Origin of the sequence: Nodularia spumigena CCY9414, assembly GCF_000340565.2 — a bacterium.
Taxonomy (GTDB): Bacteria; Cyanobacteriota; Cyanobacteriia; order Cyanobacteriales; family Nostocaceae; genus Nodularia; species Nodularia spumigena.
This window is the reverse complement of sequence record NZ_CP007203.1, coordinates 337,815-350,771: the sequence shown is the minus strand read 5'-3', so window position 1 is coordinate 350,771 and position 12,957 is coordinate 337,815. Positions and strand designations below refer to the sequence as shown.

The 12,957-nt window shown below is 39.5% G+C and carries 14 protein-coding genes and 2 pseudogenes; 8 read left to right on the top strand and 8 right to left on the bottom strand.

Features of this window, described 5'->3' with window-relative positions:
* The first annotated feature begins 281 nt into the window (after positions 1-281).
* Positions 282-800 carry a hypothetical protein gene (locus NSP_RS01630; protein ID WP_338107274.1) on the top strand — a complete coding sequence of 173 codons (519 nt, stop codon included), beginning with the start codon at positions 282-284 and terminating at the stop codon, positions 798-800.
* A gap of 7 nt (positions 801-807) precedes the next feature.
* Here NSP_RS01630 and NSP_RS01625 read toward each other — a convergent pair whose 3' ends face one another.
* From NSP_RS01625 to recQ, 4 genes are all read right to left on the bottom strand, one after another.
* On the bottom strand, positions 808-1,257 hold the full coding sequence (locus NSP_RS01625) for a YlqD family protein (RefSeq protein WP_006195845.1): 450 nt from the start codon (positions 1,255-1,257) through the stop codon (positions 808-810).
* A 40-nt stretch (positions 1,258-1,297) separates the two neighbouring features.
* Positions 1,298-3,274, bottom strand: coding sequence for an AMP-dependent synthetase/ligase (locus NSP_RS01620; RefSeq protein ID WP_006195846.1), 1,977 nt, complete (start codon positions 3,272-3,274; stop codon positions 1,298-1,300).
* Between the two features lie 859 nt (positions 3,275-4,133).
* Entirely contained in the window at positions 4,134-4,262 is a 129-nt protein-coding gene (locus tag NSP_RS27140; protein WP_267897150.1) for a hypothetical protein, read from the bottom strand.
* Between the two features lie 58 nt (positions 4,263-4,320).
* Positions 4,321-6,486 (bottom strand): DNA helicase RecQ, encoded by a 2,166-nt coding sequence (gene recQ / locus NSP_RS01615; protein ID WP_006195848.1) that lies wholly within the window; start codon positions 6,484-6,486, stop codon positions 4,321-4,323.
* 175 nt (positions 6,487-6,661) lie between these two features.
* Here recQ and NSP_RS01610 point away from each other — a divergent pair, with 175 nt between their 5' ends.
* The 3 genes from NSP_RS01610 (at position 6,662) to NSP_RS27450 (ending at position 7,887) form a co-directional block, all read left to right on the top strand.
* Positions 6,662-7,294 carry a Uma2 family endonuclease gene (locus tag NSP_RS01610; RefSeq protein WP_017803750.1) on the top strand — a complete coding sequence of 211 codons (633 nt, stop codon included), beginning with the start codon at positions 6,662-6,664 and terminating at the stop codon, positions 7,292-7,294.
* 83 nt (positions 7,295-7,377) lie between these two features.
* Positions 7,378-7,674 carry a DUF29 family protein gene (locus NSP_RS27455; protein ID WP_006195850.1) on the top strand — a complete coding sequence of 99 codons (297 nt, stop codon included), beginning with the start codon at positions 7,378-7,380 and terminating at the stop codon, positions 7,672-7,674.
* 9 nt (positions 7,675-7,683) lie between these two features.
* Positions 7,684-7,887 (top strand): hypothetical protein, encoded by a 204-nt coding sequence (locus NSP_RS27450; protein ID WP_006195851.1) that lies wholly within the window; start codon positions 7,684-7,686, stop codon positions 7,885-7,887.
* A gap of 132 nt (positions 7,888-8,019) precedes the next feature.
* On the opposite strand, the gene NSP_RS01595 is transcribed toward NSP_RS27450, so the two are convergent.
* The 4 genes from NSP_RS01595 to NSP_RS01580 form a co-directional block, all read right to left on the bottom strand.
* Entirely contained in the window at positions 8,020-8,370 is a 351-nt protein-coding gene (locus tag NSP_RS01595) for a type II toxin-antitoxin system RelE/ParE family toxin (RefSeq protein WP_006195852.1), read from the bottom strand.
* A complete protein-coding gene (locus NSP_RS01590) occupies positions 8,360-8,599 on the bottom strand; it encodes a type II toxin-antitoxin system RelN family antitoxin (protein ID WP_006195853.1) in 240 nt (79 codons plus the stop codon). The genes NSP_RS01595 and NSP_RS01590 overlap by 11 nt, the downstream gene beginning before the upstream one ends.
* A 113-nt stretch (positions 8,600-8,712) precedes the next feature.
* Positions 8,713-9,603 carry a HEAT repeat domain-containing protein gene (locus NSP_RS01585; RefSeq protein WP_017803749.1) on the bottom strand — a complete coding sequence of 297 codons (891 nt, stop codon included), beginning with the start codon at positions 9,601-9,603 and terminating at the stop codon, positions 8,713-8,715.
* A 255-nt stretch (positions 9,604-9,858) separates the two neighbouring features.
* Positions 9,859-10,092, bottom strand: coding sequence for a Nif11-like leader peptide family natural product precursor (locus NSP_RS01580; protein ID WP_006198257.1), 234 nt, complete (start codon positions 10,090-10,092; stop codon positions 9,859-9,861).
* A gap of 359 nt (positions 10,093-10,451) precedes the next feature.
* Between NSP_RS01580 and NSP_RS27445 the strand changes: the two are divergent.
* From NSP_RS27445 to iscB, 4 genes and pseudogenes are all read left to right on the top strand, one after another.
* Positions 10,452-10,520, top strand: a pseudogene (locus NSP_RS27445) (nitric oxide synthase oxygenase); the annotation flags it as partial.
* A gap of 119 nt (positions 10,521-10,639) precedes the next feature.
* Positions 10,640-11,080 (top strand): SufE family protein, encoded by a 441-nt coding sequence (locus NSP_RS01575; RefSeq protein ID WP_006198258.1) that lies wholly within the window; start codon positions 10,640-10,642, stop codon positions 11,078-11,080.
* A 140-nt stretch (positions 11,081-11,220) separates the two neighbouring features.
* Positions 11,221-11,472 (top strand): hypothetical protein, encoded by a 252-nt coding sequence (locus NSP_RS01570; RefSeq protein ID WP_006198259.1) that lies wholly within the window; start codon positions 11,221-11,223, stop codon positions 11,470-11,472.
* 181 nt (positions 11,473-11,653) lie between these two features.
* Positions 11,654-12,933 (top strand): annotated as a pseudogene (gene iscB / locus NSP_RS01565) (RNA-guided endonuclease IscB).
* Positions 12,934-12,957 lie beyond the last annotated feature (24 nt).

Below are 12,957 nucleotides of genomic sequence, written 5' to 3'. Positions count from 1 at the left end.
TGAGATAAAAGTCTATCTTATGTAAGCATACCCTGCTCTCAACAGACTGGGTTTTGTGTGGTTTTAGACTTTGTTCCTGCTTACCCAGTCAACTGATGACAATGGTCGATTTTTTGTCAATATTGCATGATTCAATTCGATAGCTACCAAGAGTTTTCTCAACTCCAATAGGATGGCTATAAATGTTGCTATTCTGCAATGACCACTCATCAACAGTGGTTAAGGTTGAATTTGAAATTCCCCATTCATAATCAAGCTGTTTGAATTTCTTGTTTAGTTTTATGATGTTGAACAAGTGGAATTTTGTTTTAATTTTGTTACTAAGTATCTTTGTGAGTGTTGCTGCTGGTGTTTATATCTCCCAGGGGCAACAATTTACAATTATGGGAGAAAATGGCCAGGGTGAACAACTGGAGGTGGCGAATGTGCAGCATTCTCAAGATATTGAGGACTACCCAGGGCGTTACCAATATCAAACTATATCACTAGAAAATATTACTTCTGCTTTGCAAGGTAGTGACCCTGCTACCCTGGCTTTAAATGCTTTGGATGATCAATCATTGCTCAAAGGAAAGCCCTTGGTGGAAGTAGTTTATCCCCAGCCCAATCAAGCGTTAGTCAAAATTACGCAAGTTAAACAGGATGATGATTCTGTTGATACAATTGAGTATCGAGTGGAAATGACTACTTTTGGGCGATCGCTCTTAGCTAATTCTCCGCCGATATGGCAAATTGTTTGGGCTGGCTCCCAGATACAATATCGTCCTGGGAGTAGCCATCAAAAAAGAGTTAGTAGATAACTAACTGTTAAATGTCGCCGCGAATGTCTTCGATAACGCCATCGCGCAGCAGGATTTCCACCTGCATTTTACTAATCAAGTTATCACCCTTTTCGGCGCGGAAAAAGCCTTCCATTTGGAATTGATTAACTTCTTGATCCAATTCAAGAAACTGTACTTGCTGGAGGTTTTGGAGCAGTTGATTTTTTTGCTCTAGCAGTTCAGTTTTCTTTTGATTAACTTGGCCTTGGATACTGTCAATTTGTTGGAGGGTTTGGGGGCCTGGTGGTTGTAGACTCTGCTTTTGAATCGCCGCAACAGCTCTTTGTCCTTCAACATCGAGCTGTTGCAGTTGTTGGTCACTTTGATTGATTTGCGCTTGCAGTTGCTCTTGTACTTCCTTTTTCCACAGGGGAGTCACAATGACTTTGACATTAACAACACGCTTGAGCAGCAAATTCGGGTTGGAGACATCCATAAAACTTTCACGTTCACTCTATAGTTAGCAGGTGGAATGATTATCGGGTATACATTCCGTCAATAATATCGCGATAGCGTTCCGCGACTACGTGCCGCCGAATTTTCAGGGTTTGTGTCATCAAGCCATTTTCCATAGAAAAGGGTTCGAGAATCAGCCTGAAGGGGCCAACACGGTCATCGGCTCGATATCCGGGACGGTTCTGCACTTCCCGATTCAATTCTTGCCGAAACAAGTCCTGGATCATTTTACTCTCCAGATCAATAGATGTGCTGATTTCGGGAGAGTTTTCTTGTAATAGCGGTAGTTGTAGATTTTGACTTGAAGCCCATGTTTTCAGGGCTTCGGTGTTGGGAACAATTAAAGCCCCGATGCTGCGCTGATCTTGTCCCACTAGCATAATTTGATCAACGTAAGGCGATCGCAAACAAGCATCTTCAATTGGTTGCGGTTCGATATTTTCCCCATTGGTCAAAACAATTGTATCTTTTGCCCTACCAGTTAGCACCAAGTCGTTTTCTGGTGTCACCCAACCCAAGTCGCCACTATTAAACCATCCCTCGGCATCAATTACCTTAGCCGTTGCTTCGGGGTTTTGGTAATAGCCTTGCATAATTTGCGGTCCTTTCAATAGCACCAAACCTCGTTCCCCAAGGGGTAAAGGTACTTTGGTTTCGGGATCAACAATTTTTACTTCTGTACCGGCGATGGGCTGTCCCGATGAACCACGCACATTATGCCAAGGACGACGGGCGTTAGTTACAGGAGAGGTTTCTGTTAAACCGTAACCCTGCAAAATCTCCACACTAATAATTTCAAAAAAGGTATCTATGTGTCTGGGTAATGCACCACCACCGGTAATAACGTGCTTCATGCGTCCGCCTACGGCTTCGCGGACTTTGGCATAAACTAAGCGTTCTCCCAGGGCATGAAAAGGCAACAAGACCAATGCTACTATCTTAGAGGCGAATTTCTCCAAGCTTGAGGCATGAAGGTGATTTAAACTCAATCCTTGGGCAATGCGTTGTTTTTGGATATAAGTTTCACTCATTCCCAGCAAAAAGTTAATTAGGCGTTGCTTGTTGGCTGGTTGTTCGCGAAACTGCTTTAGCACTCCTTCATGGATGGATTCCCACAAGCGCGGGACTGCGATCATGTAATGAGGTTTAAATTTCTTCAAATCCTGTTTAACAGAACGCAAGTTAGTATAAACTTGAGTACAACCTTGAGAAAGTAAGAAATACTCACCACTGCGCTCGTAACTGTGCCAAGATGGCAGGATACTGAGAATGACATCTCCTGGCTGTGGTTGGACTACAGTACCCAAGGTTTTGACTTGGTGTAATAAGTTGTTATGGGAGAGCATGACACCTTTGGGTTTGCCTGTAGTGCCGGAAGTATAAATCAGGGTAGCGAGACTATCGCCTTTTGGCAGCACCCGCATTAGGGTATGATTCGCACCAATTTCTAGTAATTGAGAAAAGTTCAGCACCTTGGGGGTGGCTTCTGGTGGTGGGGTTTCATCTGAGAGTAAGATGATCAATTGAATGGGTAGATCATTTAGGCGCTCGCGCAGTTTATCGAGGGTGTTTAAATCTTGGACTACTAGGGCTGTGCTGCCACTATTGGCGATAATAAATAGGAGTTCTTCCCGTTCGGCTTGGGAACTCCGCACGGCATTGACTGCACCAGCTGTCATCATCCCTTGATCGGCAATAAACCACCGGGGACTATTATCGGCTATTAAAGAAATGCGATCGCCTGCTTGAACTCCTGACGCTTGCAACCCGGCGGCAAATTGTTGAATTTTATCTGCTAACTGGGCATAGGTAATGATTACTTCTGGTTTAGCGTTGGGATTATGCAGGGCAACAGTATCACCAAATCGTTTTCCGGCCAATGGCCAAATCTCTGGTAATGCCACCACATCGGTATAATCGACCAAACGCTGTAATTCTTGGCTTTCTCGCTTGCTAATCTTCGATAAATAAGAAGGCGCAGCTTGGATGTTTGTCATAACATATCTCCCAAATTTAGTAAACTGCTTTGTTACAGATTATTCTGCTATTAGGCTATATTACTTCTCCTCAATAACTACCGAAAACTTGGGGTGAAAGTCTCGCCACTTCAACGGTTGTATTGATAAAAGTTTATGTTAAAGTTAATTTATATAGACTCAAGGCAATGGATTATGGGAAAATCAGTTGCTTGAGTTATGCTGGCTGCCAAAAACACCAGATTACCTATTTTTCCACGGGGGTGATGAACTATCAATTTAGTGGATGCTTTATTGCTGACTTTAATCAATGCTGCTGTCTGCTTAACATTGCCCAAATTAGCCTCGAAAATTTTGGCTCGTAAATCCCAATCAACATCTCTAAAAGCCAGAAGAGAAATTACTAGTTTCCCATACTGTACAAGTTACGTATTGACAGGTAGCCAATTCTGTAAGTTCAGACCTCAATTCTGTTCCAAGTGTTCCCCAAACTAATGTGAAGGTACTAATCTCTGCATCTTTTGTACCAATTTTCTACGAAAACAGTGAACAGTTAACAGTTAACAGTTAACAGTTAACAGTGATTAAGGCGTATGAGGGGAAAATTTATACCTGCAACCCAAAGCCTACCTGGGTGATAAGTTTCCAGTTGTCAGTTAACGCCGATGTGGTGCGAAACTTAAACCCAATTATGTCGCTTGACTGATAACTGATAACTGATAACTGAATTATGAGTCAAACTAAGAAATAGGAAAAACTAATTTTGGACAAAAGGATAATATATGAATTTCATGGATGGTCTATTGATAACCTTGATCAATACTGTTGTCTGTACTGCTCTGCCCAAAGTATTATCTGTAATAACTGCTAAAAGCAAAATTCAGGAACCATCAAAGCCTGTAATACAATCGCCAGAGTCGGGCGCTGAGATTTCTGGTGTGATGGATGCAGCTTGATTACTTATCTGATTCAGGGCGATCGCTTGGTGGATATCTGGTAGAATGAGCATAGATATCCCAAAAATAACTCCTTTTTAATAAAACTTTACTATAGGTAAGCGATCGCTATCAATGACATTTTTCGCGTCGCCATTTTTCCCTGACTAAGCGAATTTCATCAAAAGTATAGTTTTCACCCAATTGTTCTTTCACGGGAGTTAGAGAAATATCACCAAGAATTTCTAAAACTTGCCAAATTTTCTGTTGATGTTCTAGGGGAACTAACTGATTTATATCTACAGGCTGATTTTTCGCCATTAACTTAGAAAGATGTGTGAGAATTGTTGAGGGGCTAAGATTACGTTTGTGAGCAATTTCGGCAATACTCAAACCTTCTTGATGCAACCTTAAAGTCACCAACTCACTATCATTAGGTGAATTATTATAAGCTAGAAAATCTTTAGAATAATTTGGTTGTGCTGGTATACCTTTTTCTTGACGATAGGCTGTGATTTCTGCGAGGAATTTTTCACCATACTGAGCGAGTTTGTGACTACCTACCCCAGAAAGTTTCGCAAAGTCGGCTAAAGATTGGGGTTGTTCCTGTGCCATTAACTTCAGGGTAGAATCTTGAAAGACAACGTAAGGCGGTACAGACTGTTCATCAGCCAATTGTTTGCGGAGCGATCGCAATTTCTGTAATAATAATTCAGCCTCAACAGCTTTATCACTTCCTCCGACTAAACTCAATTTTTGCACCACAGGAACAGCAATAGAAACGGTGCGCTGTCGCTTCATCACTTCCCAACTCAAAGCATTAAGTTTTAACACCGAGTAACCATCGTTGGTTTGTTCTAACAACCCTTGATGTAACAGAGAACGCCCCAACATTCGCCATTCATCTAAACTTTTATCTTTACCTATACCATAGGTAGAAAGTTTATCGTGTTTATTCTGAATAACTCTTTGACTTTTAGCTCCCCGCAACACTTCAATAATGTGCAGCATTCCGAATCTTTCTTTGCAACGCGCCACACAAGATAAAAACTTCATGGCTTCAATTGTCCAATCTTGTACAGGTTTAGGATAACGACAATTATCACAATTATCGCAATTACCTGGAAAACGTTCCCCAAAATAACCTAGCTGAATTGTCCGCCGACAATCTGTACCTTCAGCATAGTCTATTACCTGACGTAACTGTTGTTTAGCAATTAATTGTTCTTGAGGATCAGCCTTTTGGTTAATACTCCATTCAATAGTTTTAATATCACTGAAACTAAAAAACATTGTACAACGGGATGGTTCACTATCTCTGCCCGCCCTTCCTGATTCTTGATAATAACTTTCTAAATTTCGGGGTAAATCAAAGTGAACAACTAAGCGCACATCTGGCTTATTAATTCCCATTCCAAAGGCAATTGTAGCGACAATGACGCGCACATCATCGCGAATAAATCGAGTTTGATTTTTTGAACGTTCTTCATCACTTAAACCAGCATGATAAGACAAAGCCACAACTTTATCATTTTGCAGTTTAAATGTAAGTTCATCGACTTTTTTTCGAGTTAAACAATAAATAATTGTGGAACCATCAGTTTCGCGAATCAGTTCTAAGATTTCGGCGTAAGCAGACTTAGTTTTCGGACGAACTTCGTAATAAAGATTTTGACGGTTAAAACTAGCCAGGTGTATGCTAGGTTGCTTTAACCCTAATTGTTGAATGATATCACCACGGACGCGATCTGTGGCTGTAGCGGTGAGGGCGATGGTGGGAACATCTGGGTAACGCTTTCGCAGGGATTTCAATTGGCGGTATTCTGGACGAAAGTCGTGTCCCCACTCTGAGACACAATGGGCTTCGTCTATGGCGAAGGTAGAAATGCCGATTTGGTGATGTACTAAGTCTAAAAAGGGCAGAAATCTTTCACTTAAAAGCCGTTCTGGGGCAACGTAGAGTAATCTAACTTTACCATTGCGGATGGCTTCTTCACGCGATCGCACCTTATGAGGATTGAGACTGCTATTGAGAAATGTCGCGGAAATATTATTATTTCGTAATGATTCTACTTGGTCTTGCATCAAAGCAATTAACGGTGAAACCACTACCGTTAAGCCTGATTTTATCAAAGCTGGTAACTGAAAGCACAAAGATTTCCCCCCACCAGTGGGCATTACTACCAGCAAATCCCGATTTTCCAGCGCATCTTCAATAATTTGCCGTTGTCCGGGGCGGAATTGGTCGTAACCAAAGTTATATTTTAGCGCTTGTTCGAGATTTGGGTACTGAAGCATGGCGATGAATCTTTCAGGGGCGTTTTGTGTGTATCGTTACGAGGATAACAGCATTATAAAAGCCCTGGTGAATAGAAGTCGCAGTCATCCGGAAAATTAAAATTATAATTAAAACTAACCAGCAAAAGGCATGACCGCAGAAAACCAGCAAAGCCTTACTAGGAGACAGAAAACAATGGTCAGCAGCCTGAAGGAACTTTTAAACGATTCCGAACTTGTATCTAGTGATGACCCAGAAGAAAAATTCATCATTAGTGGTATCAGTTGGCAAAAGTATGAAGCGTTACTAGCCAAACTAGAAGATAACTCTCATTACCGTGTCACTTACTTAGATGGAATTTTAGAAATTGTGTCACCGTCTATCAGACATGAAAATCTCAAAAAACGTTTGGCTATTTTAATAGAACGCTATCTTTACTCAAGGCGAATTCGCTTCAGCCCAATGGGAAGTTCCACTATTAGAAAACAACTCAAACAGGCTGGAGTTGAACCAGATGAATGCTACGCTATTGGCGAAAAGAAAGATATTCCAGACTTAGCTGTAGAGGTGATTATCACCAGTGGTAGCATTGAAAAGTTAGAAATTTACCACCGTTTAGGAGTTGCTGAGATTTGGGTTTGGCAAATCAATCGGCTCAAAATTTACCATTTACGGGAAGAAACACCATCTCTATTTTTAGATACTTATGGTTATGAACATATTACTGCCAGTGAATTATTCCCAGAACTAAATATTGCTTTATTAGAAAAATGCGTCCAGATTTCCGACGATATTCAAGCTATTGACCAATTTGAACAAGGTGTGTAAATTCTAATATTGCGGTATTTTTTTGCTTCTGTTCTCAATAATGATTATTTTTATTTGTTTTCTTGCCCCCTTTCCCCAAATATATGACACAAGAATTAATAGAATTAAGACAAAGTATCTTAGAAGGTCGTTATGATGATGCCTTGGAAATTCTTGATGATTTGGAGGAGATGAGTAAACAGGCAATACTCCGAAAGATAGAAGCTTTTTTAGTCAGATTATGTATTCATCTCATTAAAAATCAAATTGAACAACGTTTAACTAATTCATGGATTGCATCTATTTCTGACTCAGTAATTAAAATCGCTAAATTAAATATTAAAAGCAATCAAACATCTTATTATATTAAAGCTGATGAATGGCAAGAATATTTAGAATAAGCATTATCAATGGCAATTAGACCAGCGAGTGCGGAAATATTTCAGGGTACTTTAAAACCTAGCCAAATTACACAAAGACTGGATCAAGAGATGTTAATTAATTTTGCTGACAAGCTTTTAAATTTAACCTATAAATATCAGCCTAAAGAATTACCCGATATTATTGATAATCATTTAGCTGAATTACCAGGAGGTCAAGATTGGTTTGAATAAGTTTGAGCCTTGAAACCTGCATCAGAATAGCCGATTTCGTAAAGAGATGTTATGGCTGTAGTTTTGGATAGGATTGCTGGTTTCATGGGTCATTTGCCTGTGTAGGATGAGTTGTTGGCACTACCCTTGATGTTATTTCTCAAAATCAGCTAGTATTTGCTGAATCTCTTCTCCTGAGATGTCTTCCTGCTCAGATTTTGAGTAGATAGTTACTAAAATAATATTTGTAACTGTTTTGAGATAATAAATTACTCTATATCCGCCACTTTTTCCTTTTTGAATATCGCTATTTTTAACCCGTAGCTTAAAAATTGTATATCCAATTCCAGATATCTGATCTCCTGGTAATTCTCCTAATTGCAGTTGGTTAATAACTGGTTGTATATCATTACGAATTCTGCGATATTTTTTTGATAAAACACGTAAATTTCGTTTAAATTTAGCAGTTGCTTCAACCTGAATTAAGGGTGGTTCACTCTGCATCAATCTCTTCCCACAGTTGAGAGATAGGCACAGTATTTCCGGTCATAGCATCGTACCAACCTTGACGAAAACTTTGGCTGGCAGACTCTGCAAGTTCCTCGTCTTCTTCATTCTCCTCAGCTATGAGTACAATAACTCGGACGCGGCTGTCTTTTGCCAAAGTCAATGGTTCGTCTAAAGAAAGTTGACCGACTTCATCGACAGTACCTTTAACTTCAATCACTTTCATTATTGTGAATCTGAGTTTTGCTGTTAATAGTATATAACTTACATTTATAAATTTTTCTGAAGGGTTGATAACGAATGGGCAAACTGTCGTTACTTACCGCAGTGCAAATTTACTTAAATTATTCTTGTAAAGAGGATTTTCTTTAAGCTTCGCATCGCACGAGTAGCAACATTATGCTGATGCCAAGCTTGATAGAAATCAGCGTAACGCATATTCTGGGAGCATTTCCAGGCTAAATTGTGGGATTCATTATACAATCGCCAATAACTACTTAAAATTTTGACTACCTCCAAGCGCTTCTTACTATTCTGTAGAATTTTCCCTAAGCTCTCTGCTGCCTGCCAACGGGTGTCGTCATCCACAGTTGGAGATTGCAGCAGTTCCACCAAGGCGGCGATCGCTTTTTCATTACCTGTGCCGATTCTCCCTAAGCTCTCTGCTGCCTGCCAACGGGTGTCGTCATCCACAGTTGGAGATTGCAGCAGTTCCACCAAGGCGGCGATCGCTTTTGTCCGGTCTGTTTGTTGCAGTGCTGACCTAACTTTTTCTTGAATTGAACTCAGACCATTAATTGTCAAGTTGAGAATTTGCGCTACTATTTCATCTGCTTTAGAATAATCCCTAAACTCTGCAATTCCTGCGGCGGCTAAAAAATAGGCGCGATATTCATAACATTTTTGACATCCATCTTTAAAATTAACTAAAGCATCGATGAACTTTTGCTTTTGCTGCTTGAGCTTTTCTTCTTCTCGCCCTAACCAAAGTAATATTCTTTGCTTCCACTGCGATTCAAAGATGCGATAAGTTCCTTGACTGGGATTTTTGGGAACATGATTGAGAAAGAAATGCCAATCATCAATTACTATAGCAGCAAAGTATTCTTGAAACGAAGCATGGAAGAAAGCGTAATCAGCAATTTGCTGTAACAGTGTTGTTTTTCCTGCACCTGGTTCGCCAATAATCGCAATTCGCTTACCTTGACTTTTAAGTTTGGTATTCAACACTTGTAAATTCCCCCTTCTAAAGGGAGACTTTCATGGCTTTATATAATGGTGCGTTACGGATTAAATCCTAACGCACCCTACAATACTTATTTTTTTTCATAAATTAAACCGGATTCCTATATTGATCAAAAGAGATATTTTACAAATATCTTCTTAATATCTACCTAATTAATCCTTAAACCAGAGAATCAGGCAAAAGCTAACTCTACCTTTGCCCGATTATGCACACTAAAAGTGCAGAGAATGATTTAAGAATTATCTAGGGTGAATGTGCCGTCTAGTTCCCCAGCCGGGATTGACAATAGCTGCCAAATCTTCGTCCGACAATTGACTGATTTCCTCTTCCAGTTCTTCAACTGTAAAGTCATAGCCGGACTCTTTAGCAATCTTGATGAAGGCTTCTGGATTATCTGTGGCTTTGAGTCTTGCTTGTAATGCTTGGTCTTCTTTAACAGCTTGCAAAAGTTGGGCAGTTTTTTCCTGTGCCATTATATTCTATTTCCTGTTTGAAATATCAAATTGAAAAGTAGAGTTTATGTCATTAAAAGTAGTGATGGGTTTAGCAATATCCACAATTCACATTGCTCTACTCTTAAATAGTTACATTATGTTTATTTATTTGTCTTGTACCATTAGAAATAAATTTACGAGAAAAATCTCACAAATTTCCTGGTTTGTATATCGTAATCTTCCAAGGTACTAACTAATAAAATTGGCAATATCTGGAAAAGTTTAGTTAAGGATTTTCTATATCGAGAACCGCTTATAGGTGCGCCACCAGAGCGAGAGCATGGTTTCAAAACCGTTGAGGAGTACGGAAAGTTTTTTGCAGCTAAACGCAGTTAGCTTGGCGTAATGCTTCCAAGTGTGTGGGGCGGATTGCCTGGAATAATATGGTAGTACGCGATCGCTTTTAACGGGCGCTCCGCGCCATCGCCAAAGGCGGGGCTAAGTCCTGCGAACACGCTACGCGATCGCCCATTGCTCACAAAATCATCTACACTCAAAGTAAGACTGATTATTTGCAGCTTCTGTTATGTCCTCAATTATCGATTCTTTGCCACCTGCTCTCGCTAAAATCGTCCAGCGCTTCCAACGTGCTACAGAACCGAAGCGGCGCTACGAACAATTAATCTGGTATGCTCAGAAGCTGAAGGAGTTCCCAGAAACTGGCAAAGTACCAGAAAACAAAGTTCCTGGCTGTGTATCTCAGGTTTATATCACCGCAGCCCTGGATGATGGTAAAGTTGTATACCAAGGCGATTCCGATTCCCAGTTGACAAAAGGATTAGTAGGGCTTTTAGTGGAAGGCTTAAATGGACTAACTCCTACGGAAATTGTGCAACTCACCCCAGATTTTATTCAAGAAACAGGTTTAAATGTCAGTCTGACACCTTCCCGTGCGAATGGATTTTTTAATATATTTAAAACCATGCAAAAAAAAGCACTTGAATGTAAATTAGATTTACTTAGCTAAATCAATGCACCATTTCACCTCAACCATGTAGTAAATTAATGTAGAGACGTTCCATGGAAAGTCTCTACAAGGGTTTTTCACTTCTTTGCTAAGGGGGTGGGGTGTTTTGATAATTTTTATCACAATTAAAATTTACCCTCATGTCAACCAATTTACTATCAACCTATGATCCTGTAGGATTTGGTGGAACAGTTCACGAATATACCTGGAGTTGGGAAAACCAACCATTGCGGGTGATTTACGAAACCATCGGGACAGGTTCACCCCTCTTACTATTACCAACTTTTAGTAGCGTTTCCATGCGTGGGGAAATGGGTGAATTAGCCAAATTACTAGCCCCCCACTTTCAAGTTACAGTATTAGAGAGCATAAATAAACGGAGTAATCTGTAGTTTATGTGAACCAAACCACTCAAAACATGAGTAAACGTTATCTAGGTCATAACACCTTGGGATTCGCTAGTCCCCTGCCATGTTGCTACTTATTAAACAATCCGCAAGGATAGTGTATTTAGCATAACAAGCTCAGATAACAAGGTTGAAGCAAACATTACCCTGAAAAGGTGAAATTTAAATGTCTAATTTTGTTCTAGTTCTTGATACCAACAAAAAAACCACTTACTCCAATTCATCCAGGAGATGCACGTTTTTTTATTAAATCAACAAAAAGCTGCTGTATTTAGAAGATTTCCATTTACCATAATTTTGAAAGAACCTAAATCTGAAGTTCCAACTCAACCGATTGAATTAAAAATAGATCCAGGGAGTAAAACTACAGGTTTTGCGTTAGTTCAAAATAATAAAGTCATCTGGGGTATGGAATTACAACACAGAGGTTTAGCTATTAAAGAAAGCCTAGAAACTCGAAAAGGAGTAAGGCGAGGAAGACGTTCTAGACATACTCGTTATCGTCAAGCTAGATTTCTTAACCGCACTAAACCTCAAGGTTGGTTAGCACCTTCTTTAAGCCATAGAGTTTTAACTATTAACACTTGGGTTAAAAGATTATGTAATTTTGCCCCAATAACTGACATAGTTCAAGAGCTTGCTAGGTTTGACCTACAGCAGCTAGAAAACCCGGAGATATCAGGCTTTGAGTATCAACAGGGAGAGTTACAAGGGTATGAAGTCCGTGAATATCTTTTGAATAAATGGAATAGAAAATGTGCATACTGTACTGCGGAAAATGTCCCTTTACAAGTTGAGCATATTAAACCAAAAGCCAAAGGAGGAACTAATAGAATTTCTAATTTGTGTCTAGCTTGTGAGAAATGCAATATCAAAAAAGGTACTCAAGATATTGAGAAGTTTTTAGCAAAAAAGCCTGAGTTGTTGAAGCAAATTTTATCCCAAGCCAAGCGTCCACTAAAAGATGCGTCTGCTGTAAATTCAACGAGATGGGCTTTATTTAATAAGTTAAAAGAAACTGGATTACCTATAACAACAGGTTCAGGAGGTTTAACTAAGTTTAATAGAACTCGTTTAGGATTGCCTAAAACTCATTGGATTGATGCTGCTTGTGTAGGAAAAGTTGAAACTCTCAAAATACTGACAACAAAAATTTTAACAGTAAAAAGCACGGGGCATAGTTGCAGAAGATTCTGTAGGATCAATAAATTTGGTTTTCCTTGCACTGAGCCTAAAAAAATATTCACTCATGTTTCTACAGGAGATTTTGTTAAGGCTACTTTGCACAAAGATCGTAAAAACATAACTTCTGGAAAGTATGTAAGTCGTGTTAAAACTCCCACAAAAAACGGATGTGAGATTGTTATCAATGGTTTTAGAGTTGAATTTTCAACAATGAAAGATATTACTAAGGTTCATTGTAGTGACGGGTATAGCTACGTTTGACTACGGACAACTACAATTTTATGA

Bases quoted from the DNA above. Each gene is read 5' to 3' on its own strand.
- NSP_RS01575 (WP_006198258.1), top strand. From the start codon at position 10,640: ATGTCCTCAATTATCGATTCTTTGCCACCTGCTCTCGCTAAAATCGTC.
- recQ (WP_006195848.1), bottom strand. From the start codon at position 6,486: ATGCTTCAGTACCCAAATCTCGAACAAGCGCTAAAATATAACTTTGGT.
- NSP_RS01625 (WP_006195845.1), bottom strand. From the start codon at position 1,257: ATGGATGTCTCCAACCCGAATTTGCTGCTCAAGCGTGTTGTTAATGTC.
- NSP_RS27450 (WP_006195851.1), top strand. From the start codon at position 7,684: ATGGCAATTAGACCAGCGAGTGCGGAAATATTTCAGGGTACTTTAAAA.
- NSP_RS01595 (WP_006195852.1), bottom strand. From the start codon at position 8,370: ATGCAGAGTGAACCACCCTTAATTCAGGTTGAAGCAACTGCTAAATTT.
- NSP_RS27455 (WP_006195850.1), top strand. From the start codon at position 7,378: ATGACACAAGAATTAATAGAATTAAGACAAAGTATCTTAGAAGGTCGT.
- NSP_RS27140 (WP_267897150.1), bottom strand. From the start codon at position 4,262: ATGCTCATTCTACCAGATATCCACCAAGCGATCGCCCTGAATCAGATA.
- NSP_RS01610 (WP_017803750.1), top strand. From the start codon at position 6,662: ATGGTCAGCAGCCTGAAGGAACTTTTAAACGATTCCGAACTTGTATCT.
- NSP_RS01620 (WP_006195846.1), bottom strand. From the start codon at position 3,274: ATGACAAACATCCAAGCTGCGCCTTCTTATTTATCGAAGATTAGCAAG.
- NSP_RS01630 (WP_338107274.1), top strand. From the start codon at position 282: ATGATGTTGAACAAGTGGAATTTTGTTTTAATTTTGTTACTAAGTATC.
- NSP_RS01570 (WP_006198259.1), top strand. From the start codon at position 11,221: ATGTCAACCAATTTACTATCAACCTATGATCCTGTAGGATTTGGTGGA.
- NSP_RS01580 (WP_006198257.1), bottom strand. From the start codon at position 10,092: ATGGCACAGGAAAAAACTGCCCAACTTTTGCAAGCTGTTAAAGAAGAC.
- NSP_RS01590 (WP_006195853.1), bottom strand. From the start codon at position 8,599: ATGAAAGTGATTGAAGTTAAAGGTACTGTCGATGAAGTCGGTCAACTT.